This window comes from Caulobacter sp. AP07, assembly GCF_000281955.1.
Classification (GTDB): Bacteria; Pseudomonadota; Alphaproteobacteria; order Caulobacterales; family Caulobacteraceae; genus Caulobacter.
The window spans coordinates 20,609-45,233 of the sequence record NZ_AKKF01000162.1; the positions used below are offsets into that span (position 1 = coordinate 20,609).

The 24,625-nt window shown below is 68.7% G+C and carries 21 protein-coding genes; 15 read left to right on the forward strand and 6 right to left on the reverse strand.

Translation table 11 applies throughout. The features are described 5' to 3' along the window. The first annotated feature begins 15 nt into the window (after window positions 1-15). The 6 genes from PMI01_RS13745 (at window position 16) to flhB (ending at window position 4,992) form a co-directional block, all read left to right on the forward strand. Complete coding sequence (locus PMI01_RS13745; protein WP_035036187.1) at window positions 16-1,620, forward strand: flavin monoamine oxidase family protein; 1,605 nt, start codon at window positions 16-18, stop codon at window positions 1,618-1,620. A 41-nt stretch (window positions 1,621-1,661) separates the two neighbouring features. Then, a complete protein-coding gene (locus tag PMI01_RS13750; protein ID WP_007669616.1) occupies window positions 1,662-2,054 on the forward strand; it encodes a c-type cytochrome in 393 nt (130 codons plus the stop codon). A gap of 25 nt (window positions 2,055-2,079) precedes the next feature. Continuing rightward, complete coding sequence (locus PMI01_RS13755) at window positions 2,080-2,583, forward strand: RidA family protein (RefSeq protein ID WP_007669618.1); 504 nt, start codon at window positions 2,080-2,082, stop codon at window positions 2,581-2,583. A 292-nt stretch (window positions 2,584-2,875) separates the two neighbouring features. Next, complete coding sequence (fliQ, locus tag PMI01_RS13760; protein WP_007669621.1) at window positions 2,876-3,139, forward strand: flagellar biosynthesis protein FliQ; 264 nt, start codon at window positions 2,876-2,878, stop codon at window positions 3,137-3,139. An 11-nt stretch (window positions 3,140-3,150) separates the two neighbouring features. Continuing rightward, window positions 3,151-3,906, forward strand: a complete 756-nt coding sequence (gene fliR / locus PMI01_RS13765) for a flagellar biosynthetic protein FliR (protein ID WP_007669624.1) — start codon at window positions 3,151-3,153, stop codon at window positions 3,904-3,906. A 12-nt stretch (window positions 3,907-3,918) separates the two neighbouring features. Then, window positions 3,919-4,992, forward strand: a complete 1,074-nt coding sequence (gene flhB, locus PMI01_RS13770; RefSeq protein ID WP_007669627.1) for a flagellar biosynthesis protein FlhB — start codon at window positions 3,919-3,921, stop codon at window positions 4,990-4,992. Between the two features lie 15 nt (window positions 4,993-5,007). On the opposite strand, the gene PMI01_RS13775 is transcribed toward flhB, so the two are convergent. After that, window positions 5,008-5,361: a hypothetical protein gene (locus PMI01_RS13775; protein ID WP_007669630.1), complete on the reverse strand. Its 354-nt coding sequence runs from the start codon at window positions 5,359-5,361 to the stop codon at window positions 5,008-5,010. 88 nt (window positions 5,362-5,449) lie between these two features. Between PMI01_RS13775 and PMI01_RS13780 the strand changes: the two genes are divergently transcribed. Then, the gene (locus tag PMI01_RS13780; protein WP_238537060.1) at window positions 5,450-5,884 is read left to right on the forward strand and encodes a MarR family winged helix-turn-helix transcriptional regulator; all 435 of its coding nucleotides are present in this window, start codon (window positions 5,450-5,452) and stop codon (window positions 5,882-5,884) included. A 134-nt stretch (window positions 5,885-6,018) separates the two neighbouring features. Continuing rightward, window positions 6,019-8,118, forward strand: a complete 2,100-nt coding sequence (gene cckA, locus PMI01_RS13785) for a cell cycle histidine kinase CckA (protein ID WP_007669636.1) — start codon at window positions 6,019-6,021, stop codon at window positions 8,116-8,118. Window positions 8,119-8,245: 127 nt separating this feature from the next. Here cckA and PMI01_RS13790 read toward each other — a convergent pair whose 3' ends face one another. From PMI01_RS13790 to katG, 3 genes are all read right to left on the reverse strand, one after another. Next, entirely contained in the window at window positions 8,246-9,376 is a 1,131-nt protein-coding gene (locus PMI01_RS13790; RefSeq protein ID WP_007669641.1) for a hypothetical protein, read from the reverse strand. Window positions 9,377-9,524: 148 nt separating this feature from the next. Next, window positions 9,525-10,004 carry a transcriptional repressor gene (locus tag PMI01_RS13795; RefSeq protein WP_007669644.1) on the reverse strand — a complete coding sequence of 160 codons (480 nt, stop codon included), beginning with the start codon at window positions 10,002-10,004 and terminating at the stop codon, window positions 9,525-9,527. Window positions 10,005-10,123: 119 nt separating this feature from the next. Next, window positions 10,124-12,334: a catalase/peroxidase HPI gene (gene katG / locus PMI01_RS13800; protein WP_007669647.1), complete on the reverse strand. Its 2,211-nt coding sequence runs from the start codon at window positions 12,332-12,334 to the stop codon at window positions 10,124-10,126. A gap of 307 nt (window positions 12,335-12,641) precedes the next feature. Here katG and PMI01_RS13805 point away from each other — a divergent pair, with 307 nt between their 5' ends. Beyond that, a complete protein-coding gene (locus PMI01_RS13805; protein WP_007669650.1) occupies window positions 12,642-13,547 on the forward strand; it encodes a LysR substrate-binding domain-containing protein in 906 nt (301 codons plus the stop codon). Here the strand turns inward: PMI01_RS13805 and PMI01_RS13810 are convergent, their stop codons facing one another. Beyond that, window positions 13,548-14,072, reverse strand: coding sequence for a GNAT family N-acetyltransferase (locus PMI01_RS13810; protein WP_007669651.1), 525 nt, complete (start codon window positions 14,070-14,072; stop codon window positions 13,548-13,550). Between the two features lie 81 nt (window positions 14,073-14,153). On the opposite strand from PMI01_RS13810, the gene PMI01_RS13815 reads away from it, so the two are divergent. Both PMI01_RS13815 and PMI01_RS13820 read left to right on the forward strand, forming a co-directional pair. After that, window positions 14,154-14,531, forward strand: a complete 378-nt coding sequence (locus PMI01_RS13815) for a YybH family protein (RefSeq protein WP_007669653.1) — start codon at window positions 14,154-14,156, stop codon at window positions 14,529-14,531. A gap of 352 nt (window positions 14,532-14,883) precedes the next feature. After that, window positions 14,884-16,713, forward strand: coding sequence for a DUF885 domain-containing protein (locus PMI01_RS13820; protein ID WP_035036195.1), 1,830 nt, complete (start codon window positions 14,884-14,886; stop codon window positions 16,711-16,713). Between the two features lie 182 nt (window positions 16,714-16,895). On the opposite strand, the gene PMI01_RS13825 is transcribed toward PMI01_RS13820, so the two are convergent. Then, window positions 16,896-18,530, reverse strand: coding sequence for an EAL domain-containing protein (locus tag PMI01_RS13825; RefSeq protein ID WP_007669655.1), 1,635 nt, complete (start codon window positions 18,528-18,530; stop codon window positions 16,896-16,898). A 248-nt stretch (window positions 18,531-18,778) separates the two neighbouring features. Here PMI01_RS13825 and recA point away from each other — a divergent pair, with 248 nt between their 5' ends. The 4 genes from recA to PMI01_RS13845 form a co-directional block, all read left to right on the forward strand. Next, entirely contained in the window at window positions 18,779-19,846 is a 1,068-nt protein-coding gene (gene recA, locus PMI01_RS13830; RefSeq protein ID WP_007669656.1) for a recombinase RecA, read from the forward strand. A gap of 507 nt (window positions 19,847-20,353) precedes the next feature. Beyond that, window positions 20,354-22,999, forward strand: a complete 2,646-nt coding sequence (gene alaS / locus PMI01_RS13835) for an alanine--tRNA ligase (protein ID WP_007669657.1) — start codon at window positions 20,354-20,356, stop codon at window positions 22,997-22,999. A 237-nt stretch (window positions 23,000-23,236) separates the two neighbouring features. Continuing rightward, window positions 23,237-24,274: a bifunctional nicotinamide-nucleotide adenylyltransferase/Nudix hydroxylase gene (locus PMI01_RS13840; RefSeq protein WP_007669660.1), complete on the forward strand. Its 1,038-nt coding sequence runs from the start codon at window positions 23,237-23,239 to the stop codon at window positions 24,272-24,274. A gap of 74 nt (window positions 24,275-24,348) precedes the next feature. Further along, on the forward strand, window positions 24,349-24,625 hold a 277-nt coding region (locus PMI01_RS13845), incomplete at its 3' end, for a nicotinamide phosphoribosyltransferase domain-containing protein (protein WP_007669662.1).

The window sequence follows — 24,625 nt, forward strand, 5'->3', positions numbered from 1 at the left end:
AAATTCGGGGGTCGTATGAGTGATCAATCGGCGGCGGCGTCGGGTGGCGTACTGACGCGGCGGCGGTTTTTCGAAGGCCTGGCGGCTTTCGGCGGCGTGTCCTTGGCGATGGCGGGCATGGACGCCCTGGGCTTCGGCTTCTCCTCGGCGATGGCCGCGCCCCCCACCCTCGAAGGCGGCGGCAAGGGGACCAAGGTCGTGGTGCTGGGCGCCGGCCTGGCGGGCATGACGGCGGCCTACGAACTGACCAAGGCCGGCTACGAGGTGCAGGTCATCGAGGCCCGGTCCTTCGCCGGCGGCCGCTGCCAGACGGCCCGCAAGGGCTTCCAGCACACCGACCTCAACGGCAACGCCCAGACCTGCGACTTCGACGAGGGCCTCTATATCAACCACGGCCCGTGGCGGATCCCGTACCACCACCGTTCGACCCTGCACTACACCAAGCAGTTCGGCGTGCTGCTGGAGAGCTTCGTCAACGACAACGACGCGGCCTATGTCTATTTCGAGAAGGGCTCGGGCCCGCTGAAGGGCAAGCCGATCCGCAAGGGCGAGATCGCCGCCGACGCCCGCGGCTACGCCGCCGAGATGATCGCCAAGGCCGCCTCGAAGGGCCAGCTCGACGCGCCCCTGACGGCGGAGGACCGCGACCTGTTCGTGGCCTATATGATCAACGAGGGCCGGCTTTCGGCCACCGACCTGACCTACACTGGCACGGAAGGCCGCGGCTTCGCGGTGCATCCGGGGGCGGGGGTCGATCCGGGGCCGGGCAAGCCGTCGGTCCCCTACAGCCTGACCGACGTGCTGCACTCGGGCGCCTGGCACGTGCTGACCTCGGTCAGCGGCTACGAGCAGCAGCGCACCATGCTGCAGCCGATCGGCGGCATGGACCAGATCGCCAAGGGCTTCGAGAAGCGCGTCGGCAGCCTGATCCGCTATTCCTGCGTGGTCCAGAAGATCAAGCAGAGCCCCAAGGGCGTGACCGTCACCTACACCGACAAGTTCGGCGAGCAGGACACCATCACCGCCGACTACTGCGTCTGCACCATCCCGCTCAGCGTGCTGAAGGGCATCGACGCCGACTTCTCCAAGCCGTTCAAGGCGGCGATGTCGGGCGTGGCCTACGCGCCGGTCAACAAGATCGGCCTGCAGATGAAGACCCGGTTCTGGGAAGAGAACCACCACATCTACGGCGGTCACATCTACAACGACATGCCGGGCATCAACACCATCACCCTGCCGTCCACCGGTTGGCAGAGCCAGAAGGGCGTGCTGCTGGGCTACTACGCGTTCGGCGGCGAGGCGGCCAAGATCAGCGCCAAGCCCCCGGCCGAGCGCGCGGCCTTCGCCGTGGCCGCCGGCCAGAAGGTGTTCCCGGAATACGCCGAGAACTTCGAGACCGCCTTCTCGTTCAGCTGGCACCTGGCCGAGTTCAATCTGGGCGGCTGGGCCGAGTGGGGCGAGGAGGGGCGCAAGGAAGCCTATCCGGTGTTGTGCGAGCCCGACGGCCGGGTCTACCTGGCCGGCGAGCACCTCAGCTATCTGGGCGGCTGGCAGGCCGGGGCCATCGAGTCGGCCTGGCAGCAGATCGGCAAGATCCACGCCCGGGTGCGCGCCGCGTGAGGCTGGGCTATGCCTGGGAAAGAAGTGTTTCGGGAGATTCCATGAGCCGTTCGATCGTCTTCGCTTGCGGCCTGTTGGCCGCGTCCGCCTTCGCCGTGTCGGTTCAGGCCGCAACGCCCCAGTCGCTGTTCAATGACAATTGCTCCGCCTGCCACCAGACCAGTGGCAAGGGTGTGAAGGGGGCCTTCCCGGCCCTGGCCGGCGACCCCTTCGTGCAGGGCGCCCCCCTGCCGATGATGACCACCGTCCTGGCCGGTCGGGCGGGCATGCCGGCGTTCAAGGATGACCTCAACGACGCCGACCTGGCGTCGCTGCTGACCTATGTCCGCACGTCCTGGGGCAACAAGGGCACGCCGGTGACCACCGCCGACGTCGTCGCCGCCCGCGCCAAGATCAACGCCGCCAAGAAGCCTCGCAACCTGCAGGCCCACTAGAACAAAGCCCTCAAGGAGACGACCCATGAAGCGCCTGATCCTCGCCGCCGCCGCCCTGACCAGCTTGCTGACCCTTGGGGCCGGCGCCGCCAACGCCGCCGAGATCGTCCGCGGCGGCGCGCCCACCGCGGCGATCTCCAGCGTGGTGACCGTGCCGGCCGGCTACGACACCATCTATGTCAGCGGCATGACCCCGCCGATGATCGTCGACAAGGGCGATCCGGCCCTGACCGCCACCTTCGGCGACACCAAGACCCAGACGATGGGCGTGCTGGGCCGCATCGAGGAAGCGCTGAAGAGCCAGGGCGCGACCATGGGCGACGTGGTGATGATGCGAGTCCTGCTGGTCGGCGACCCGGCCAAGGGCGGCAAGATGGATTTCGCCGGCATGATGGAGGCCTACAAGACCTTCTTCGGCACCGCGGCCCAGCCCAACAAGCCGTCGCGCATCACCAGCCAGGTGTCGTCGCTGGTGGCGCCGGGCATGCTGGTCGAGATCGAGGTCCAGGCGGCGCGGAAGCCGAAGTAAGGAAACCGTTCCTTCTCCCCTTGCGGGAGAAGGTGTCGGCGAAGCCGACGGATGAGGGGTCGACGAGCGATTGCCGGTTAGCGTCGAAGGTTGGTCGGATAGGCTTGTGCGACCCCTCATCCGACCTCCTTCGGAGGCCACCTTCTCCCGCAAGGGGAGAAGGGGCGGCGACCATTCGCCACGCTTCTCCACAGCTCTCATTAACTCTCCCTAACCCGCTGTTAACCATGACGGGCGATGGTGCGGACCATCAGTTCCCACCCCGCGTGCGCGCGTCATGAGAGGCTCTCCGATGACCGGAGCCGAAGTCCTGGATGTCGGACGCGACGCGATCTGGCTCACCCTGCAGCTCTGCGCGCCGATCCTGATCGTCGGCCTGGTGGTCGGGGTGGCCATCGGCCTGTTCCAGGCCCTGACCCAGATCCAGGAAGCCACGCTGGTCTACGCCCCCAAGATCGTGGCGATCTTCATTTCGCTGCTGCTGTTCCTGCCGCTGATGGGCGCGCTGATGTCGGGCTTCATGCGCGAGATCGCCGCCAAGATCGCCGGGATGTAGGGGCAGGGGACTTGGACAGCTACGCCACGGTTCTTCAGGTCTATGTCGGCGGCCTGGTCTTCGCCCGGGTCGGGGCGATGGTCATGTTGATCCCCGGCATCGGCGAGACCGTCGTGCCGCCGCGCATCCGCCTGTCCTTCGCCGTGCTGATGGCCATGCTGCTGGCCCCGCTGGTTTCCAAGAGCATCACCGCCGTCCCGGTCGGCGTCGGCGCCCTCGCCGGCGCGGTGCTGCACGAGGTGCTGATCGGCCTGATGATCGGCGCGGTGCTGAAGATGTTCATGAGCTCGCTGACCACGGCCGGCGAAATCATCTCGATCCAGACCACCCTGTCCTTCGCCCAGACCGCCAACCCGGCTGGCGCGCCCAGCAGCACGGCGGTGGCCACCTTCCTGTCGATGCTGGGCCTGACCCTGGTCATGGTCACCGACCTGCATCACCTGTTCATCGGGGCGATCGTCAAGTCCTACGACATCTTCCCGTTCACCCGCGCCGTGCCGGTCAACGACGCCGCCGCCCTGGCGGTGCGCACGGTGGCCGAGTCGTTCAAGCTGGGCATCCAGCTGGCCGCGCCGGTGCTGGTGTTCTCGATCGTCTTCAACCTGGCCACCGGCCTGGTCGGCCGGGTGATGCCGTCGTTCCAGATCTTCTTCGTCACCTCGCCGCTCAGCGTCATCCTGGGCCTCTCCCTGCTGGGCCTCTCGCTCGGCGGCATCGCCATGGTCTGGAGTGATCGCTACCGCGACCTCCTGGCGGTGTTCAACTAGGGGGACGTCGGCATGGCTGATGATCAGGACGACGCTTCAAAGACAGAAGAACCAACAGCCAAGAAGCTGTCGGACGCCCGCGCCAAGGGCGACGTCCCCAAGTCGGCCGACATCTCGCAACTGGCCTCGCTGTCGGGCGCCTTCGGGGTGGTGGTGATCGCCGGCGGCTGGCTGACCCGCGATCTGGTCGGCGCCCTGACCCCCTTCCTGGCCCATGCCGGCACCATGGACGTCGAGGGCGGCATCCGGGCGATCGCCAAGACCGCGATCATGGCCGCCCTGCCGGCCGTGATCATGGTCATGGTGGTGTCCGGCCTGCTGGGCGCCGCCGCCAATGTCGGTCAGTCGGGCTTCATCCTGTCGGCCGACAAGATCAAGCCCGACCTCAAGAAGCTGGACATCATCAAGGGCCTGGGCCGGATCTTCGGTCCCGACGGCTTCGTGCAGTTCGCCAAGTCGGCCCTGAAGTTCATCGTCACCGGCGTCATCGCCTGGTTCGTGGTCAAGCCGCACGCCTTCGAGTTCGTCAACCTGGTGGGCATGGATGTCGGGGCGATCATTCCGCTGGCGATGAAGCTGTGCGTCAAGCTGTTCTGGGCGGTGCTGATCTTCCTGATCTGCACCGCCGGCTTCGACTGGTTCTGGCAGCGCATGCGCTTCAACAAGCGCATGCGGATGAGCCTGCAGGACGTCAAGGACGAGATGAAGCAGTCCGAGGGCGACCCTCACGTCAAGGGCAAGCAGAAGCAGATGCGCATGCAGCGCTCGCGCCAGCGGATGATGCAGGCCGTACCCAAGGCGACCGTGGTCGTCATGAACCCGACCCACTACGCCGTGGCGCTGAAGTACGAGCAGGGCGAGAACGCCGCGCCGGTCTGCGTGGCCAAGGGCGTCGACGCCCTGGCCCTGCGGATCCGCGCCGTGGCCGAGGAGGCCGGGGTCTACGTGCTGGAAGACCCGCCCCTGGCCCGCGCCCTCTACGCCTCGGTCGAGGTGGACGAGCAGATCCCGGCCGACCATTTCGAGGCGGTGGCCAAGGTCATCGGCTTCGTGATGAACAACAAGAAGGCCAAGGCGCGCGGCTGAGCCGGCTGAGGCCGGTCACGCCACGTAGCGCGCCGCCACCATCCCGACGACGGCGATCATCAGCAGACCGGCGGCGATGCGCTGGCTGCGGGCGGGATGGGCGCGGTCCAGCAGTTGGACGATCAGGGCGGCCAGGGAGGCGACGACCGCGATCATCAGCACCTGCTCGGTGCGTCCGAAGGCGCCGCCATGCACCCAGGCGCCCAGGCCCGCGCCGGTCAGGACGGCGACGACCGCGGCCCCGGTCTGCGGCCGGCGCAAGGCCTCGATCCCGGCTCCGCCCGTCCGGGCCAGCACGAAGGTCGTGCCCGCCCAGAAGATGGCGGCCAGCACGTGGAGCGACAGCAGCAGGATCAATCCGATGGTCATGGCGGGGTCCTTTCGCGAAGGGCGACGCGCCGTTCTGGCGCGGCGAAATACATAGACATCGAATCATTCGATGTCTATGTATCGGGTCGTGAAACCTGCCAAACCCCCGATCGGCTTCGTGCTGTTCCAGACCTCGAAGGTGGTCGCCCGTGCGTTCGACGACGCCATGGTCGAGGCCGGCGGGTCGCAGCCGACCTGGCTGGTCCTGCTGTCGCTGATGCCCGGCGGCGAGCGAAGCCAGTCCGAGCTGGCCCAGGCGGTCGGCGTCCAGGGCCCGACCCTGACCCACCACCTCAACGGCCTGGAGGCCCAGGGGCTGATCGTCCGGGCTCGCGACCCGGTCGACCGCCGCTCGCACCAGGTGACCCTGACGCCGGCCGGACGGGCCCGGTTCCTGACGTTGCGCCAGACCGCCGAGCGCTTCGACGCCCGCCTGCGCGGCGACCTCGGCGACGCGGCGGTGGACCAACTGCGCGACCTGCTGGCCCAACTGCGCGTCAATGTCAGCGGCGGGGAAGCCTAGGCGGCGCGACTCAATTCCGTCACGGAATCGGCAATCGATCACGGATCGCGCTCTGAAGGCGCGTAAGGAGTATCCTGTCCCGCGAATCGAGGGGACAAGGTCCCGTAAAGGCTGAAGAAGGATATCGGTCCCCCATGACCGAGGCGTCCCTGAAAGACATCGACGTAAAGGATATTCCCGGCGCCAAGCGTCGCCCCGACCTCCTGATCTGGGGCGCGGCGGTGTTCCTGGTGCTGGCCGCCGTGTTCGCCGCCGCGCCCGCCCTGCGCGCCGGACCGACCACCCTGGCGGGCCTGTTGCTGCTGGGCGGCGTCGCCGGCGTGGCGATCCTGGGCCTGGTGGCCATCCGCGCCTCGGCCTCGACCCAGGACCAGGACCTGGACGGCGCCGAGACCTTCATCGACGCCCTGTCCGAACCCGCCGCCCTGACCGCCGCCGACGGCCGGGTGCTGGCCGCCAACGACGCCTGGGCCCAGACCGTGGGCGACGCCCGCCGCCTGCCCAAGGGCGCGGCCGGGGCCGGCCTGTTCGCCGCTCTGGTCAAGGCCCGTGGCGGCGAGCGCGCCGACGGGGTGCTGATCCTCGCCGGCCAGCCCCATCGCGCCGAGGCCTTCCGCCTGCGCGGTGGCCGGCTGCTGGTGCGCCTGCCCGTGGTGATCGAAGCGCCGGCCCCGCCGCCGGCGGTCGCCCCGGCCCCGGCCGTGGCGGAGGCCGCCCCGGCCCCGCGCACCCTGGACGCCTTCTCCGGCGCCTCGCCGTTCGGAGCGGCCCTGCTGGAAGGCCTGGACCCGTTCAATTCGCGCGTTCTCGAGGCCAATCCGGCCCTGACCGCCATGGCCGGTCCTGTGCCGGCCGGCACGCTGTTCGGCGCCCTGATCGACCCGCCGTCGCGGGCTGACGCCGACGCCCGCCTGGCCGAGGGCAAGGCGGGGCCGTTCGAGGTGCGCCTGGCCCGCGACCCGACCCGCATCGCCCACCTCTATCTCTACCGCGCCGAAGGGCGGCTGGTGGCCTATCTGATCGACGTCTCCGAGCAGAAGCAGATGGAGCTGCAGCTCGCCCAGGCTCAAAAGATGCAGGCCATCGGCCAGCTGGCCGGCGGCGTGGCCCACGACTTCAACAATCTGCTGACCGCCATCCAGTTGCGCCTGGACGAACTGCTGCACCGCCACCCGGTCGGGGACCCGTCCTATGAGGGCCTCAACGAGATCCGCCAGACCGGCGTCCGCGCCGCCGACCTGGTGCGCAAGCTGCTGGCTTTCAGCCGCAAGCAGACCGTGCAGCGCGAGGTGCTGGAACTGGGCGAACTGATCAGCGAATTCGAGGTCCTGCTGCGCCGCCTGTTGCGCGAGGACGTCAAGCTGGTCACCGACTACGGCCGCGACCTGCCGCAGGTGCGGGCGGACAAGAGCCAGCTCGAGACCGCCGTCATGAACCTGGCCGTCAACGCCCGCGACGCGGTGCGGGCGGCCAAGGGCGGCGGCGTGGTGCGCATCCGCGTCGCCCGCCTGACCCAGGAAGAGGCCCAGGGCCTGGGCTTCCCCGGCGCCTTGGGCGACCAGGCGTTCATCGAGGTCAGCGACGACGGCCCCGGCATCCCGCCCGAGGTGATGGGCAAGATTTTCGACCCGTTCTTCACCACCAAGCCGGTGGGCGAGGGCACGGGCCTGGGCCTGGCCACGGTCTACGGCATCGTCAAGCAGAGCGACGGCTGGATCCATGTCCACAGCCGTCCGAACGAGGGCGCGGCCTTCCGCATCTTCCTGCCGGTCTACGAGGCCACCCCCGCCCAGCAGGCCGCCGCGGCGGCGGCCCTGGCGGTCGCCGAACCGGCCAGGCCGCGTCCGCCCCGCGACCTGTCGGGCGCCGGCCGCATCCTGTTCGTCGAGGACGAGGACGCCGTGCGCGGCGTCGCCGCCCGCTTGCTGCGCGCCCGGGGCTACGAGGTCCTGGAAGCCTGCGACGGCGAGGAGGCCCTGCTGATCGCCGAGGAGCACGCCGGGACCATCGACCTGCTGATCAGCGACGTGATCATGCCCGGCATCGACGGCCCGACCCTGCTCAAGAAGGCCCGTCCCTATCTGGGCAACGCCCCGGTGATGTTCATCAGCGGCTATGCCGAGGCCGAGTTCAGCGACCTGCTGGAGGGCGAGACGGGCGTCACCTTCCTGCCCAAGCCGATCGACATCAAGACCCTGGCCGAGCGGGTCAAGCAGCAGATGGCGGCGGCTTAGAGCAAGTCGCGCGATATAGGAATCGCGCGACTTGCTGTAGCTCTAGATTTTTGTTTTCGCATCGTTTTTGCGGAAAACCGGTGTCCGCTTTTCCGCACGATGCTCTAGGAGTGGCGGGCGTGGACCGTCAGCCCGCCCAGGCCATCTTCGTCTCTTCCTGAGAGAAGGCCATGCTGTCTTCGAAGTCCAGGAACAGGTCCATGAGTTCGTCGGGTGAAGCTATCCGGGGCTTGCCGTAAGGGAAACGGTAGCGCCAGAAGCTGACGACGTGCTGGATCGCTCCCAGCTGCTCACCCAGATCGGCGAACATGCCGGGCGCCGAGAGCAGGAATTCGCGGAACGCCACGGGTTGGCCCTGCAGGGTCAGGGAGGCGTAGGCGCGGTTATAGACGTCCAGCATCGCCTGAACGTTCGCCCACGTCCGCCTCATGGTGGCCTGCAGGCGTCTCTTGGCTTCGGGGATGTAGGCGGCGGCCTCGATGTCCTTGGGGCCGCGCCCCTGAATCTGGGCGATTTCCACCATGACCTGGCTCACGGCCTTGGACAGATCGCTGAGCACCCATTTGTAGTAGAGGAAACCGCGCCAGGAGAACACGCCGTCGCTGTATTCCTTGTCGCTGAGTTTCAAGGTCGTCTTCAGCGGTTCGAAGCCGCTGTCGGGAGTGTTGGACAACAGCTTTTCCACCAGGCGAGACGCATTCGCGTGGGCGACATGGTTTTCCGAGCTGGAAAGCTCAACCAAGGCGATGATCTCGTCGCGGACGAAGTCGAACATCCGCTGCACGTCGGCGGCGGAGATCCCGAAATAACCCTGATCAGGTTCGATGCCGTGGGCTTTGAGATGCTCGCGCAGGAGAAAGGGGTCCAGCGAGGGCAGGCCGTCGAGCAGTTCGAGCACTTGCCGGTCGGCGGAGCCCGGTTTGAGGTCTTCGCCGAACACCATCGATACGACCTGGTCGAAGTCCTTCTGGCCGATGAGCACCGTCCGAGCGCCAACACGCAGGTCCGCTCCGTCGATGGGGATCAGGAGTTTGGTGGCCGTGGGGCGAGGTGTCGAGAAATGTACGTACTCCGCCGGCCTCAGGCGGTGCTTCAGGATGATGCTGCGATCGAGCAGCCTGTTCCTGAACAGGGGCGTCACCGGCGCCTCGCCATTCTTCTCGAATCCGCGATGGACCGCCAGAAGATTGAGGACCCGGGCCGTCGAGGCGGATCGCTCAAGGGCCGTCAGACGGCGGATGCTCCGGTCGTTTTCCATCTCGTCGTCAAAATCTCCAGCCCTCTGCTATTCTAGATCTCGTCGGCTTCTCAATTAATTGACGAAGCAAAAGACACGCGCGACCCATGGTCGCAACGCCGGCGGGACGACGACAATGGCGTGGGGGTCACGGCGCGCACCGCGCCGGTCACGTCTCCGGATCCGACCGCCGCCGGCCGACCGCGCTCCGGGCCGCCGGTTCGACCGCCGCCATCGGATCGCGGCGGAAGCGCACGACGATCTCCACGCTGTCCGGCCGCTCGTCCAGGGCCTGGCGGACCATGACCAGCAGGGTTTCGGCTGAGACGTGCAGGTCCACGATCTGCGCCGACTCTTCATAGATCAGGTGGGAATGCGGCTCGGGCACGGTGTCGAAGACCAGCTCGGTCGTCGTCGTGGGCAGCCGGCCGACGAGCCCATGGTCGGCGAGGGTTTCAAGGTGGTGGGCCAGTTCGGCCTGCGTCATCGCCAGCCCCGCCTCGGCGGCCATGTCCGCCACCTCCGCCAGGGTGAGATGCGTCTCCGGCGCGGCCCGCAACAGGGCGAGCAGACGCGGCAGCGCGCCGTGGCCAGGCAGGCCGGTACGGCGCAGTTCCTCCCGAAACACGGCTTCCACCGCGTGGGGCATCCAGGCGTCCTCCCAAGGCGTCGGAGTGATCGCGGTCGTGCGGCGCCGCGTTCTGGTCCCGACCTTGAAGCTGGGACGCGGCCGGGTTTCAGCCGCGTCCCAAAGTCATTCCATCCCCATCAGGCGAGGTCGAAGCGGTCCGCGTTCATCACCTTGGTCCAGGCCGCCACGAAGGCGTTGACGAACGCGCCTTGCGAGTCGGACTGGGCGTAGACCTCCGCCAGGGCGCGCAGCTGGGAGTTCGACCCGAAGATCAGGTCGGCGCGCGTGGCCGTCCACTTCAACTGGCCGGTCGTCCGGTCACGGCCCTCGAACTCGGCTTCCTCTTCCGAGGTCGCCGTCCACGCCGTGCGCATGTCGACCAGGTTGACGAAGAAGTCGTTCGTCAGGGCGCCCGGCCGCTGGGTGAAGACCCCGTGCGGCGACTGGTCGGTGTTGGCGCCCAGCACCCGCAGGCCGCCGACCAGCACCGTCATCTCCGGCGCGGTCAGGGTCAGCAACTGCGCCCGGTCGACCAGCAGCTCCTCGGCCGTCAGCGGCGAGTCCGTGTTCAGGTAGTTGCGGAACCCGTCGGCGGTGGGTTCGAGCACCGCGAAGGACGCCACGTCGGTCTGGTCCTGCGAGGCGTCGGCGCGGCCCGGCGTGAAGGCAACCTCGACGTCATGGCCGCCGGCCTTGGCGGCCTGTTCGACGGCGGCGGAACCGGCCAGCACGATCAGGTCGGCCAGCGACACTTTCTTGCCGCCGGTCTGGCCCGCGTTGAACGCCGACCGGACGCCTTCGAGGGCGGCCAGCACGGTCGCCAGCTGGGCGGGTTGGTTGACCGCCCAGTCCTTCTGCGGGGCCAGGCGGATGCGCGCGCCGTTCGCCCCGCCACGCTTGTCCGAACCGCGGAACGTCGAGGCCGAGGCCCAGGCGGTCGCGACCAGTTGCGGGACGGTCAGGCCCGAGGCCAGGACCTTGGCCTTGAGGTCGCGGATGTCCGCCGCGTCGATCAGCGGATGATCGACGGCCGGCAGCGGATCCTGCCAGATCAGCTCTTCCTTCGGCACCAGCGGGCCGCGGTAGCGGGCCAGCGGGCCCATGTCGCGGTGGGTCAGCTTGAACCAGGCGCGGGCGAAGGCGTCCTTGAGCTGGTCCGGATTCTCGTGGAACCGCTTGGAGATCGGCCCGTAGATCGGGTCGAGCCGCAGGGCGAGGTCCGTCGTCAGCATCATTGGCGCGTGCTGCTTGGACGGGTCGTGGGCGTCGGGCGCCAGGGGGCCGGCCCCGGGATCCTTCGGCGTCCACTGATAGGCGCCGGCCGGGCTCTTGGTCAGTTCCCATTCGTGCCCGAACAGGGTGTCGAAGAAGCCATTGTCCCATTTGGTCGGGTTCGGGGTCCAGGCGCCTTCCAGGCCGCTGGTGATGGCGTCGCCGCCCCGGCCGCTGCCGAAGCTGTTCTTCCAGCCCAGGCCCTGCTCGACGATGCCGGCCCCTTCGGGCTCGGCCCCGACCAGCGCCGCGTCGCCCGCGCCGTGGGCCTTGCCGAAGGTGTGGCCGCCGGCGATCAGGGCGACCGTCTCCTCGTCGTTCATGGCCATGCGCGCGAAGGTCTCGCGGATGTCGTGCGCCGCCGCCAGCGGATCGGGCTTGCCGTTCGGCCCTTCGGGATTGACGTAGATCAGGCCCATCTGGACGGCGCCCAGCGGCTTGTCGAGCTGGCGCTCGCCCGTGTAGCGCGCGTCGCCCAGCCAGGTGTCTTCCGCGCCCCAGTGGATATCTTCCTCGGGTTCCCACACGTCCTCGCGGCCGAAGCCGAAGCCGAAGGTCTTGAAGCCCATGGTCTCCATGCCGACGTCGGCGGCCAGGATCATCAGGTCGGCCCAGGAGATCTGGTTGCCGTACTTCTGCTTGATCGGCCACAGCAGGCGGCGCGCCTTGTCCAGGTTGCCGTTGTCCGGCCAGCTGTTCAGCGGCGCGAAGCGCTGCGTGCCCGAGCCCGCCCCGCCGCGACCGTCACCGATGCGATAGGTGCCGGCGCTGTGCCAGGCCATGCGGATGAACAACGGACCGTAGTGGCCATAGTCGGCCGGCCACCAGTCCTGGGAATCGGTCTGCAGCGCCCGCAGGTCCTTCTTCAGGGCCTCAACATCCAGCTTTTCGAGCTGCTTGGCGTAGCTGAACGCCGGCGACATCGGGCTGGAGAGCGCCGAGTTCTGGTGGAGGATCTTCAGGTTCAGCTGGTTCGGCCACCAGTCGCGGTTCGACCGTCCGCCGAAGCTGGTGTGGAACCGGACGCCGTGGTTCAGCGGGCACTTGGTTGTGGGTTCGACAAGATCGCCGTCCATCTTCGTCTCCGATCGTGGTTGCCGTGATTGACGTGGTCCCTGAGTGGAGACCCTGAAACTTCTGGAAGAAGAGCACGCTTCCTGGCGGTGGGGTAGGAGCGCTGGCTCGGAGCCAACGCAGCCCCTCGTGTCGCCGGTGGCCGGCGCGCTGGAGGTTCTGGTCGGGGCTTGGGTCCTGCCGTTTCTCCCTCGCGGCGCTCTCCGTTGGATCGCCGCGCTCAGTCTTTGCCCATTCCGACGATAATGAGAAGCGCCAAAACTCAATAGATGCGATAGGCTTGGCCTATGATGAAAGCCGGCTGACCAGATGAACCTCCGGGACCTTCGCTATCTGCTGGCCGTGGCCGAGCACGAACATTTCGGCCGCGCCGCGCGGGCCTGCGGCATCAGCCAGCCGACGCTGTCCGTGCAGATCCGCAAGCTCGAGGAGCTGATGGGCGTGGCGCTGTTCGAGCGCACCAGCAAGACCGTCGCGCCGACCTTCGCCTGCCAGCAGTTGCTTGGCCACGCCCGCGCCGCGGTCATGGCGACCGAGGCGATCCTGGCCACGGCGCGGAACCTGCGCGACCCGCTGGCGGGGCGGTTCCGGCTCGGCATCATTCCGACGCTGGCGCCCTACCTGCTGCCGCTGGTTTTCGCACCGCTGCGCGAGGCGCTGCCCGCGCTGGAACTGGAGCCGTGGGAGGACCAGACCTCGGCCCTGCTTGGACGGCTGCGCGCGCACGAGCTGGACGCCGCCCTGCTGGCCACCGAGGTGGACGGGCCGGATCTGGTGAGCCAGCCGCTCTTCGCCGAGCCCTTCCTCGCGGCGCTGCCGCCCGATCACCCGCTCGCCGCGTGCGCGGTGGTGGCGGAGAGGGACCTGACGCGGGACATGCTGGTCCTGGCGGACGGGCACTGCCTGCGCGAACAGACGATGGAGGCCTGCGGGCAGAGCGAGGCGCCGGGCGGCACGCTGCGCGCGGCCAGCCTGCCGACGCTGCTCAACATGGTGGCCGCCGGCTACGGCACGACGCTGATTCCCGGGCTGGCGGCCGGGGCGGCGCTGGACGCGGGGATCGTGCTGCGGCCGCTGTCCGCGCGAGCCGGGCGGACGGTGCGCATCGCCTGGCGCGCGCACTTCCCGCGACGTCCGGCGGTGGAGGCGGTGGGCGAGGTCATCGCCAATCGCCTGCGCGGCTTTGCCGAGGGCGCGGCCGCCGGGACCGTCTAGCTAGCCCCGCCGCAGCAGCACGGTCGGCGAGTCCTTGTAGGTGGTCCGCGTCACCTCGCGGAATCCCATCCGGCCGGCCAGCTTCAGCGAGGGCGCGTTGTCGGGGTCGATGATGCAGACCACCGGATCGGCGCCCCATTGGGCCTCGCCCCAGTCCAGGCCGGCGGTCACCGCCTCGGAGGCGAAGCCCTTGCCGTGGGACCAGGTCGCCAGCACCCAGCCCATCTCGGGTATTCCGTCGATCGACGGCTCCAGCCCGCGGTGGAAGTCGGCGAAGCCGACCTCGCCGACATAGCGGCCGGTGGCGGTCTCGCGCACCGCCCAATAGCCGTAGCCCAGCAGCGCCCACAGGCCCCGAGCCCGCAGCATCCGCGCCCAGCTCTCCTCCGGCGTCGAAGTGCGGCCGCCGACGTGCCGGGTGACCAGCGGATCGCTCCACAGCGCGGCGCTGTCCTCGAAGTCCGACAGCTCCGGAGGAGACAGGCTCAGGCGCGGGGTGGTCAGGACGGGCGGGAACGACGACATCGGCATCCTGTTTGCGAGGGGCGGCGCGGTCAGCCTATACCGGCCTTCGCCCTGACAGCCATACAGCCTGAGCGTTTATCCATGACCACGCCGCAGGACGCCATCGCCGCCCGCCGCAAGCTGACCAACCGGCTGATCGCCGGCAAGGACGCCCGCCGCCTGGCGCCGTTCTTCAGCCCCGACATCAAGGTGATCGCCGGCGACGGTTCGCTGATCCTGGGGGCGCGGGACGTGCTGGCCGCCTTCGCCGGTCAGTTCGCCGACCCCGACTTCGTGGCCTATGTGCGCACCCCGCAGCGCATCGAACTCGACGCCGACGGCGCGCGGGCCGCCGAGCACGGGACCTGGGTCGGGACGGCGCGCGGCGCCGCCGACCAGAGCGGGAGCTATCTGGCGACCTGGCGAAAGGTCACCGGCCAGTGGGTGATCGAGAACGAGCTGTTCGTGACGCTGCGTTGAGCGCTGCGGACAGTTATCTGACCCAGGCCTGGGAGTGCGTCTTCAACTCAAAAATTCCGTCATCACCCGCTTTATGCGGGTGACCCAAGCGGCGCTGGACATGGCGTCAGACTCTGCTTGGGTCCCCCGAACAAGTCGGGGGATGACGACTGTGGGTGGGGCAAGGCGCCAGAATATCCGCAGACACGAAATTGCTCCTCTGAGCCAACTGTCCACAGCGCCTAGGGCTTTCGGCCGCACGAAACATGCGCTCCGTCGCAAGATGACGGGAAATTAATCCCAGCGCCGTTGCCCCGCCGGGCAAGGGCCTCTACCCCTTTGCGCCAACAGATTGAGGGAAGGGGACCCCACCTTGCAAAACCGTCGTCAGATGCTGCTGTCCACCGTCGCCGTCGGCCTGGCCGCCGCGGCGCCGAACCTGGCCCTCGCGCAGGCCGCGCCGGCCGGCGGCGAGGTCGCCAAGCTCACCGCCCTGTTCGACGCCATCATGGCCAAGCAGCTGCGCCAGTCGCCCGAGACGGCCACCAGCCTGGGCCTCGACGTCGGCGACCTGGCCTGGACCAAGGCCCTGCTGGCCGACCGCTCGTTCGCGGCCATCGGCGCCGGCGTCGTCCAGACCAAGCAGCAACTGACCGACCTGCGCGCCATCGACCGCAAGCAACTGACCGGCATGGACGCCGTCAACTACGACACCGTCGAGTTCACCCTGGCGGTGCAGGACGAGGGAAATCAAAAGTTCAGCTATGCTGGCGGCGGTTCGGGCGCGCCCTACGTGCTCAGCCAGCTGACGGGCTCGTACCAGTCCTATCCCGACTTCCTCGACACCCAGCATTCGATCGAGACCAAGGCCGACGCCGACGCCTATCTGGCGCGGATGGAAGCCTTCGCCCGCCTGATGGACCAGGAAGCGGCGATCGCGGCCCGCGACTACGCCGACGGCGTGATCCCGCCGGACTTCGTGCTCGACAAGGCTCTGGTCCAGATGAAGGCCTTCGCCAACACGCCCGTCGCCGAGGCGCCGCTGGTGCTGTCGGTGGCCCGCCGCACCAAGGAAAAGAACATCCCCGGCGACTGGACGGGCGAGGCGACCAAGATCTACGAGGTCTCGGTGCTGCCGGCCCTGAAGCGCCAGATCGCCCTGCTGGAAAGCGTGCGGCCGAAGGCCACCCACGACGCCGGCGTCTGGCGTCTGAAGGACGGGGCCGACTACTACGCCGTGTCGTTGAAGAACTACACGACCGCCACCCTCACGCCCGACGAGATCCATCAGCTGGGCCTGGACCTGGTGAAGTCGATCTCGGTCGAGGCCGACAAGCTCTTCAAGAGCATCGGCATGACCAAGGGCACGGTCGGCGAGCGAATGGCCGAGCTGGGCAAGGACATCTACGAGAACACCGACGCGGCCAAGGAACAGCTGATCGCCGACCTCAACACGAAGGCCAAGTGGATCGAGAAGCAACTTCCGGCCTATTTCGGTCAGCTGCCCAAGGCTCCGCTGGAAATCCGTCGCGTGCCCAAGGCCATCGAGGCGGGCGCCCCGGGCGGCTACTACAACTCGCCCTCGCTCGACGGCAAGCGGCCGGGCATCTACTGGATCAACCTGCGCGACACCAAGGAACAGGCCAAATACACCCTGACGACCCTGACGGTGCATGAGGGCGTTCCAGGCCACCACCTGCAACTGTCGCTGTCGAACGAAGCCCAGGGCCTGCCGCTGATCCGCAAGACCATCGGCAATTCGGGCTACACCGAGGGCTGGGCGCTCTATTCCGAACAGCTGGCCGTCGAGATGGGCATCTACAAGACCGATCCGCGGGGCCACATCGGCATGCTGCATGACGCCCTGTTCCGCGCCGTCCGCCTCGTGGTCGACAGCGGCATGCACTACAAGAAGTGGAGCCGTGAGCAGGCGGTGAAGTACATGGCCGAGACCATGGGCGACGAGGAGAGCGGCACGATCACGGAGATCGAGCGCTACGTCGTCTGGCCGGGCCAGGCCTGCAGCTACATGATCGGCAAGATCGTCTGGCTGCGGGCCCGCGAGCGGGCCAAGAAGGCGCTGGGCAAGAAGTTCGACATCCGCAAGTTCCACGACGCGGGCCTGCTGTCGGGCATGACCCCGCTGACCGTGCTGGACAAGGTGGTCGACGACTACATCGCGGCGACCAAGGCCGGGAAGTAATCAGCCTGTTTCCCTCTCCCCTTGCGGGAGAGGGTGGCCTCCGAAGGAGGCCGGGTGAGGGGTTGAAGAACGAAAACGCCGCGACAAGCCGAAAGGCCGGTCGCGGCGTTTGTCGTTTGAGAGACCCCTCATCCGTCGGCTACGCCGACACCTTCTCCCGCAAGGGGAGAAGGGTTCTGGTTCTACCCCCAGCCCTCCGAAACCCCCGCCCGCCGCGCGGCCGGCGTCACGGAGGACGCCACCTTCAGCGCGGGTTGCGGCTGGTCCGCCGGCTTGCCGAACAGCCAGCCCTGGGCGAAGTCGACGCCGGCCCTGCGGACCACGTCCTCGACCTCGGCGGTCTCGACCATCTCGGCGACGGTGCGGATCTTCAGGTCGCGGCACAGCTCGACCAGCCGGCGCACCATGGCCCCGTCGCGGCCGTTGTCGGCCAGCTCGCGGACGTAGCGGCCGTCGATCTTGACGATGTCCAGGCTCAGTTCCTGCAGATAGGCGAAGGACGAGGCCCCAGCCCCGAAATCGTCCAGGCAGACCAGCGAGCCCAGGCCGCGCAGGCCCTGGATATGGCGGTTGGCGCGGGGCAGGTCGTCGATGGCGCTGGTCTCGGTGATCTCGAAGATCAGCCGGCCCTTGGCCATGTCGTGCTGGGTCAGCAGGCTGGCGATGTGCGAGACGAAGGTCTCGTTGACGATCGTCCGGCCCGAGACGTTGACCGCCAGCTTCAGGGTCCCCGCGCGGTCGCTGGCCAGGCGCTTGACCGCCTGCTCGGCGATCGCGTGGTCCAGCTCCTCGATCAGGTCGAACTCCTCGGCCATGCGGATCAGCTGGAACGGGCTGCCGCCGTCCTCGAAGCGCACCAGGGCCTCGTGGTGGTGGGCCAGGCCCGACGTCAGGTCGACCACCGGCTGGTAGGCCAGGGTGAAGCGCCGCTGGCTGACCGCCACGCCCAGGGCGCCGGCCCGCGACAGGGTGCGCTTGACCGAGCGGTTCATGGCCTCCGACAGGGTCAGGGGCGGGGTGTCCTTCAGCCCCTCGCGCAGGAAGTCGTCCAGGGCGTAGCGCAGGGCGCGCAGGCCGCGGGCCGAGGTCCCGCCGTCCAGCGGCACCACGTGGGCCGAGGCCTGGATCGCGGTGGCCCGGGTCAGGCGCTGGGCCATGTCCTCGCTGTGATCGTCGCGGGTCCGCACCAGGGCGAAACGGTCGGGCGACAGGCGGGTGGCCATGCCGCCGGCGTGCGACTCGGCCCGCACCGCGCCGGCCAGGCGGATGTCCAGGGCCTGGACCTCGCGCGGCGACAGCTGTTCGCGCACCGATCCCAGGCCGGCGAACTCGATCATCGCCAGTTCCAGCTCCAGGCCGGTGACACGGGCGGCCTCGAACAGGCCGCGGGCGATGTCCTCGAAGTTCTCGCGGCCGCGCAGGCCGTCGGCGTCCAGCCCGGCCGTGGGGGCCGGGGCGGAGGTGACCGACACCGAGATCCGGCCGCCGTTCTCCGGCAGGGCGCGCAGGGTCAGGCTGACATGGCGCGGCGGCTCGCCGGCCATCCGCACCGTGATGGGGCCGCGCCGGAAGCCGTCGCTCAGGGCGGTGGTCACCGAATCGACCAGCGGCCGGTCGATGGGCGTGAACAGGTCGCGCCAGGCTCGCCCCATCAGGGTGCGTTCGTCCTGGCCCATGATTCGCTGGGCCGCGCCGAGCGCCAGGATCACCTGGCCGGTTTCGACCTCCAGCAGCAGGTCGGCGCTGGCGAAGGCCAGGCCCAGAAGGCGGCGCGGATCTAGCGACAAGACGGAAGTCCCCCAAGACGCCGGCAGCATGGCGGGGCGTTGTTAAGGACCGGTTGAGCCGGGCGGCGAAAGCGCCGCGAGGCCCGGGGAAATGGTGCGACCGGTTTTGACGTATCGGGACGTCATAACCGTTTCAACGCTTCAGGCGGGCAAGAAAAGAACATCTTGTGAACCTGGAACAAAACATGTACTCGTTAATCATTCCACAGACGGATGGGCGCGCCGGTCGCGAACCTCCGATCTGACGGTCGGAATCATGGGATAAGGGCGGATCTCCAATGAGCAATCAGGCGGCTTTGAAACTCGTGGGCAAAGAAGACGGCGACAAGCAGCGGGCTCTCGAAGCGGCGCTGGCGCAGATCGACCGGGCGTTCGGCAAGGGCTCGGTGATGAAGCTCGGCGAAAAGGGCAAGGTCGAGATGGAGTCGGTCTCCACCGGCTCGCTCGGCCTCGACATCGCCCTGGGCATCGGCGGCCTGCCCAAGGGCCGGGTGATCGAGATCTACGGCCCGGAAAGCTCGGGCAAGACCACCCTGGCTCTGCACGTGGTGGCCGAGGTCCAGAAGGCCGGCGGCACCGCCGCCTTCGTCGACGCCGAACACGCCCTGGATCCGGGCTACGCCTTCAAGCTGGGGGTCAATCTCGACAACCTGCTGGTGTCGCAGCCCGACAACGGCGAGCAGGCGCTTGAGATCACCGACACCCTGGTGCGCTCGGGCGCTGTCGACGTGGTGGTGGTCGACTCGGTGGCGGCCCTGACGCCCAAGGCCGAAATCGAGGGCGAGATGGGCGACAGCCTGCCCGGCCTGCAAGCCCGCCTGATGAGCCAGGCGCTGCGCAAGCTGACCGGCTCGATCAACAAGACCAACACCATCGTCATCTTCATCAACCAGATCCGCCACAAGATCGGGGTGATGTACGGCAGCCCGGAAACCACCACCGGCGGCAACGCCCTGAAGTTCTACGCCTCGGTTCGCCTCGACATCCGCCGCACCGGCTCGATCAAGAACCGCGACGAGATCGTCGGCAACAACGTCCGGGTCAAGGTGGTCAAGAACAAGGTCGCCCCGCCGTTCCGCGAGGTCGAGTTCGACATCATGTACGGCGAGGGTATCTCCAAGCTGGGCGAGATCATCGACCTGGGCGTCAAGGCCGGGGTGATCGACAAGGCCGGCTCGTGGTTCTCCTACAACAGCCAGCGCATCGGCCAGGGCCGCGATAATGTCCGCGAGTTCCTGAAGGCCAACAAGGACCTGGCCGCCGAGATCGAGACGGCCGTCCGCAAATCTTCCCAGAAGATCGAGGAAGAACTGCTGGTCGGCGGTCCTGAGGACGTCGAGGAATAGGCCCAGGTCCCACCCGGACCTTCGCCTGACACAGGTTTCGCGGCCGCCGCCCGCAGCGGGCGACCCCGCCTCATAGCCCGCCGCGTAACACCGCCTCGGCCGGCCGCGATCCCCGGACGCCTGGACCCCATGCCAGGCGTCCGATTTCGTTATTCCTCCCCCTCAGGGGGAGGTGTCACCCCGGACAGGGTCCGGGGTGACGGAGGGGGTCTGCTGAGCCAGCCGCCCAAGTCCTCCCCCTCCGGGGGAGGCGGTCGCGCAGCGACCGGTGGGGGGAGTTCACGCCGCCGATTCTAGGTGCGGCCACGTCCAGCCACCATCCCCTCTCCGTCGCCTGCGGCGACACCTCTCCCACGGGGAGAGGACTTATCAGCCCAACACCGCCGCCCCTAGACCCCGCCGAACACCGACTTGGTTTCCACTCCGCTTGAAACCGCGCTATGCAGCGCCGACTTCCGGTTCAACCGGAACCCCGCCCGGACCCAGTACGGAACACCCGAGACGCCGATGCCCAGCCTGAACGAGATCCGCAGCACCTTCCTGAATTATTTCGGCGCGGCCGATCACGCGATCACGCCCTCGGCGCCGCTGGTGCCGCAGAACGATCCGACCCTGCTGTTCGTCAACGCCGGCATGGTGCCGTTCAAGAACGTGTTCACGGGCGCCGAGACCCCGCCGCATCCGCGCGCGACCTCGTCGCAGAAGTGCGTCCGGGCCGGCGGCAAGCACAACGACCTGGACAATGTCGGCTACACCGCCCGCCACCACACCTTCTTCGAGATGCTCGGCAACTTCTCGTTCGGCGACTATTTCAAGGAACAGGCGATCACCCACGCCTGGACCCTGCTGACCCGCGACTTCGCCCTGCCCAAGGACAAGCTGCTGGTCACGGTCTACCACACCGACGACGAGGCGGCCGGCTTGTGGAAGAAGATCGCGGGGTTGGACGACAGCCGCATCATCCGCATCCCGACCAACGACAATTTCTGGTCGATGGGCGACACCGGTCCCTGCGGCCCGTGCTCGGAGATCTTCTTCGACCACGGCGAAGGCATCCCCGGCGGCCCTCCCGGCAGCCCCGATGAGGACGGCGACCGGTTCATCGAGATCTGGAACCTGGTGTTCATGCAGTTCGAACAGATGGCTGGCGGCGAGCGCGTCTCGCTGCCCAAGCCGTCGATCGACACCGGCATGGGCCTGGAGCGCGTCGCCGCCGTCCTGCAGGGCGTGCACGACAACTACGACATCGACCTGTTCAAGGCGCTGATCGCCGCCAGCGTCGAACTGACCGGGGTCAAGGCCGAGGGCGACCAGGCCCCGTCGCACCGGGTGATCGCCGACCACCTGCGCTCGTCCTCGTTCCTGCTGGCCGACGGTGTCACCCCCTCGAACGAAGGCCGCGGCTATGTGTTGCGCCGGATCATGCGCCGGGCCATGCGCCACGCCTATCTGCTGGGCGCCAACGAGCCCCTGATGCACCGCCTGGCCCCGACCCTGGTGGCCGAGATGGGCCAGGCCTATCCCGAACTGCGCCGGGCCGAGGCCTCGATCGTCGAGACCCTGCGCCAGGAGGAGGAACGCTTCCGCGTCACCCTCGGCCGCGGCATGGGCCTGCTCGACGACGCCACCGCCAACCTGTCGGCCGGCGGCGTGCTGGACGGCGAGACCGCCTTCAAGCTCTACGACACCTACGGCTTCCCGCTGGACCTGACCCAGGACGCCGTGCGCGCCCGGGGCATCACCGTCGATACCGACGGCTTCGACGTGGCCATGGACCGCCAGCGCACGATGGCCCGCGCCAACTGGGCCGGCTCCGGCCAGACCGGCGCGGCCGCCGCCTGGTTCGGGATCAAGGAACGCACCGGCCCGACCAACTTCGTCGGCTACGACAACACCGAGACCACCGGCGTGGTGAAGGCCATCCTGGTCGACGGCGCGGAAGTCGACTCCGCCGCCGCCGGCGCGAGCGCCGAGGTCCTGCTCGACCGCACCAGCTTCTACGCCGAGAGCGGCGGCCAGGCCGGCGACACCGGCGTGATCGAGGCCAACGGCGCCGAAAGCCGCGTGCTCGACACCCAGAAACAGGCCGGCGAACTCTACGTCCACCGCGTCGAGCTGGCCGGGCCGCTGAAGGTCGGCGACCAGGTCGTGGCCAGCGTCGACGCCGCCAAGCGCACCACCACCCGCGCCAACCACTCGGCCGCCCACCTGGTGCACGCCGCCCTGCACCATGTGCTGGGCCCGCACGTCGCCCAGAAGGGCCAGATGGTCGACGGCGAGCGCATGCGCTTCGACTTCAGCCACGGCGGCCCGCTGACCGCCGACGAAATCGAGCGCATCGAGGCCGAGGTCAATGAAGTGATCCGCCAGAACGTGCCGGCCGAAACCCAGGAAATGGCTCCCCAGGAAGCCATCGAGGCCGGCGCCGTGGCGCTGTTCGGCGAAAAGTACGGCGACAGCGTCCGGGTGCTGACCCTGGGCAAGTCGCTGACCGATGAGGCCAAGGCCTATTCGGTCGAGCTGTGCGGCGGCACCCACGTGGCCCGCACCGGCGATATCGCCTTGTTCAAGATCGTCTCCGAGCAGGGCGTGGCCGCCGGCATCCGCCGCATCGAGGCCCTGACCGGCGAGGCGGCCCGCCGCTTCCTGCTCGACCAGGCCGGCGTCGCCAAGGCCCTGGCCGACCAGTTCAAGACCCCGGTGGCCGAGGTTGGGGCCCGCGTCGACGCCCTGATCGCCGACCGCAAGCGCCTCGAGAAGGAACTGGCCGACGCCAAGAAGCAGCTGGCCCTGGGCGGCGGCGGCGGCGCGGCTTCGGGTCCGGAAGACGTGGCCGGCACGGCCCTGATCGCCCGCGTCCTCGACGGCGTCGGCGGCAAGGAGCTGCGCGGCGTGGCCGAGGAGTTCAAGAAGCAGCTGACCAGCGGCGTCGTCGCCCTGGTCGGGACCACCGACGGCAAGGCCGCCGTCACCGTCGCCGTGACCGCCGACCTGACCGGCAAGTTCAGCGCCGCCGACCTGGCCAAGGCCGCCGTGCTGGCCATGGGCGGGCAGGGGGCCGGCGGCAAGGCCGACTTCGCCCAGGGCGGCGCGCCCGACGGCTCCAAGGCCCAGGAAGGCCTGGACGCCATCAAGGCGGCGCTGGCGGGCTGATCACGCCAGGGTCGCCCGCGAAAGTCTGTCATCCCGGAAACGGCGAAGCCGTTATCCGGGACCGCCGGAAGCGCAGGCGTTCACGCGTCGGTCCCGGATCGGCGCGCTGCGCGCTTGTCCGGGATGACGGCGATCATGGCTTTGCTTTTCGAGACCGGCAGGGTTGCATTCCCCACGTCGTCCCTCTAGCTTGACCACGTCCGGGGAGACCGGACGCTCATAGCATGAGGGAGCCTCATGACGCGCTACGCCTATGTCGCCTATGTCGGGCGGTTCGAGCCCTTTCACCTGGGGCATCTGTCGGTGATCCGCCGCGCGCTCGACGAGGCGCCCCGCGTGATCGTGCTGATCGGCTCGGCCGAGGCCCCCCGCAGCGCCCGCAATCCCTGGACCTTCGAAGAACGCGCCGTGATGATCCGCGCCGCGCTGGGCCCCGACGCCGGCCGGCTGATCATCCGCCCGCTGGTCGATCACCTCTATAACGAGACCGCCTGGATCGCCGACGTCCAGGACAGCGTCGCCGCCGCCATCGCCCAGGACGGCGGGGCCGCGAGCGCCAGCGTCGCGCTGATCGGCCACGAGAAGGACGCCTCCAGCTACTATCTGCGCGCCTTTCCGCAATGGGCGCTGATCGATGTCGACCAGACCGCCATGCTGTCGGCCACCGACCTGCGCCGCCACCTGTTCGCCGACGACCCCGGCGCGCTGCGCCTGCTGGAGGCCAATGTGCCCGGGCCGGTGCTGGGCATGATCCAGGCCTTCCGCACCACCGAGGCCTATGGCCGGGTGGCCGACGAGTTCGCCCATGTCGAGGCCTACAAGGCCGCCTGGGCCGTCGCGCCCTACGCGCCGACCTTCGTCACCGCCGACGCCGTGGTCGTCCACTCCGGCCACGTGCTGCTGGTCAAGCGCAAGGCCCAGCCGGGCAAGGGGCTGTGGGCGCTGCCCGGCGGCTTCGTCAATCCGCGCGAGACGGTGCTGGACGCCGCCCTGCGCGAGCTGCGCGAGGAGACCCGGCTGAAGCTGCCCGCGCCGGTGCTGCGCGGCGGGCTGAAGGCCCAGGGGGTGTTCGACCACCCCGACCGTTCGCTGCGCGGCCGCACCATCACCCACGCCTTCCACTTCGAGTTCCCGGCCGGACCGCTGCCGGCGGTGCGTGGCGGCGACGACGCGGCCCGCGCCCGCTGGACGCCGGTGGCCGAGGCCCGCCGGATGCGCGGCGCCCTGTTCGAGGACCACTTCCACATCCTCGAGCACTTCCTCGGCGCGGCCTGACCGCGACCAACCTTTTCCCGGGCCAAGGGGACAGACCCCGTAGCGCCCTTTAGCGACGTGAAGGAGCTTCCGTCATGATCAACCCGATCCTCAACACCGACAGCTACAAGACCAGCCATCACCTGCAGTACCCGCCGGGCGCGACGCGGGTGTTCTCCTACGTCGAGAGCCGGGGCGGGGCCCATGACGCCACGCTGTTCTTCGGCCTGCAGGCGATCCTGAAGTCCGAGTTCCTGACCCCCGTGACGACCGCGCATGTCGACGAGGCGGAGGACCTGCTGACCGCCCACGGCCTGCCGTTCAATCGCGCCGGGTGGGACCTGCTGGTCGCGCGCCATGGCGGCGGGCTGC

Excerpts from the sequence above, each read along its gene's own strand:
- PMI01_RS13745 (WP_035036187.1), top strand. The coding sequence starts at position 16 with ATGAGTGATCAATCGGCGGCGGCGTCGGGTGGCGTACTGACGCGGCGG.
- PMI01_RS13750 (WP_007669616.1), top strand. The coding sequence starts at position 1,662 with ATGAGCCGTTCGATCGTCTTCGCTTGCGGCCTGTTGGCCGCGTCCGCC.
- PMI01_RS13755 (WP_007669618.1), top strand. The coding sequence starts at position 2,080 with ATGAAGCGCCTGATCCTCGCCGCCGCCGCCCTGACCAGCTTGCTGACC.
- fliQ (WP_007669621.1), top strand. The coding sequence starts at position 2,876 with ATGACCGGAGCCGAAGTCCTGGATGTCGGACGCGACGCGATCTGGCTC.
- flhB (WP_007669627.1), top strand. The coding sequence starts at position 3,919 with ATGGCTGATGATCAGGACGACGCTTCAAAGACAGAAGAACCAACAGCC.
- PMI01_RS13775 (WP_007669630.1), bottom strand. The coding sequence starts at position 5,361 with ATGACCATCGGATTGATCCTGCTGCTGTCGCTCCACGTGCTGGCCGCC.
- cckA (WP_007669636.1), top strand. The coding sequence starts at position 6,019 with ATGACCGAGGCGTCCCTGAAAGACATCGACGTAAAGGATATTCCCGGC.
- PMI01_RS13790 (WP_007669641.1), bottom strand. The coding sequence starts at position 9,376 with ATGGAAAACGACCGGAGCATCCGCCGTCTGACGGCCCTTGAGCGATCC.
- PMI01_RS13795 (WP_007669644.1), bottom strand. The coding sequence starts at position 10,004 with ATGCCCCACGCGGTGGAAGCCGTGTTTCGGGAGGAACTGCGCCGTACC.
- katG (WP_007669647.1), bottom strand. The coding sequence starts at position 12,334 with ATGGACGGCGATCTTGTCGAACCCACAACCAAGTGCCCGCTGAACCAC.
- PMI01_RS13805 (WP_007669650.1), top strand. The coding sequence starts at position 12,642 with ATGAACCTCCGGGACCTTCGCTATCTGCTGGCCGTGGCCGAGCACGAA.
- PMI01_RS13810 (WP_007669651.1), bottom strand. The coding sequence starts at position 14,072 with ATGTCGTCGTTCCCGCCCGTCCTGACCACCCCGCGCCTGAGCCTGTCT.
- PMI01_RS13815 (WP_007669653.1), top strand. The coding sequence starts at position 14,154 with ATGACCACGCCGCAGGACGCCATCGCCGCCCGCCGCAAGCTGACCAAC.
- PMI01_RS13825 (WP_007669655.1), bottom strand. The coding sequence starts at position 18,530 with ATGCTGCCGGCGTCTTGGGGGACTTCCGTCTTGTCGCTAGATCCGCGC.
- recA (WP_007669656.1), top strand. The coding sequence starts at position 18,779 with ATGAGCAATCAGGCGGCTTTGAAACTCGTGGGCAAAGAAGACGGCGAC.
- alaS (WP_007669657.1), top strand. The coding sequence starts at position 20,354 with ATGCCCAGCCTGAACGAGATCCGCAGCACCTTCCTGAATTATTTCGGC.
- PMI01_RS13840 (WP_007669660.1), top strand. The coding sequence starts at position 23,237 with ATGACGCGCTACGCCTATGTCGCCTATGTCGGGCGGTTCGAGCCCTTT.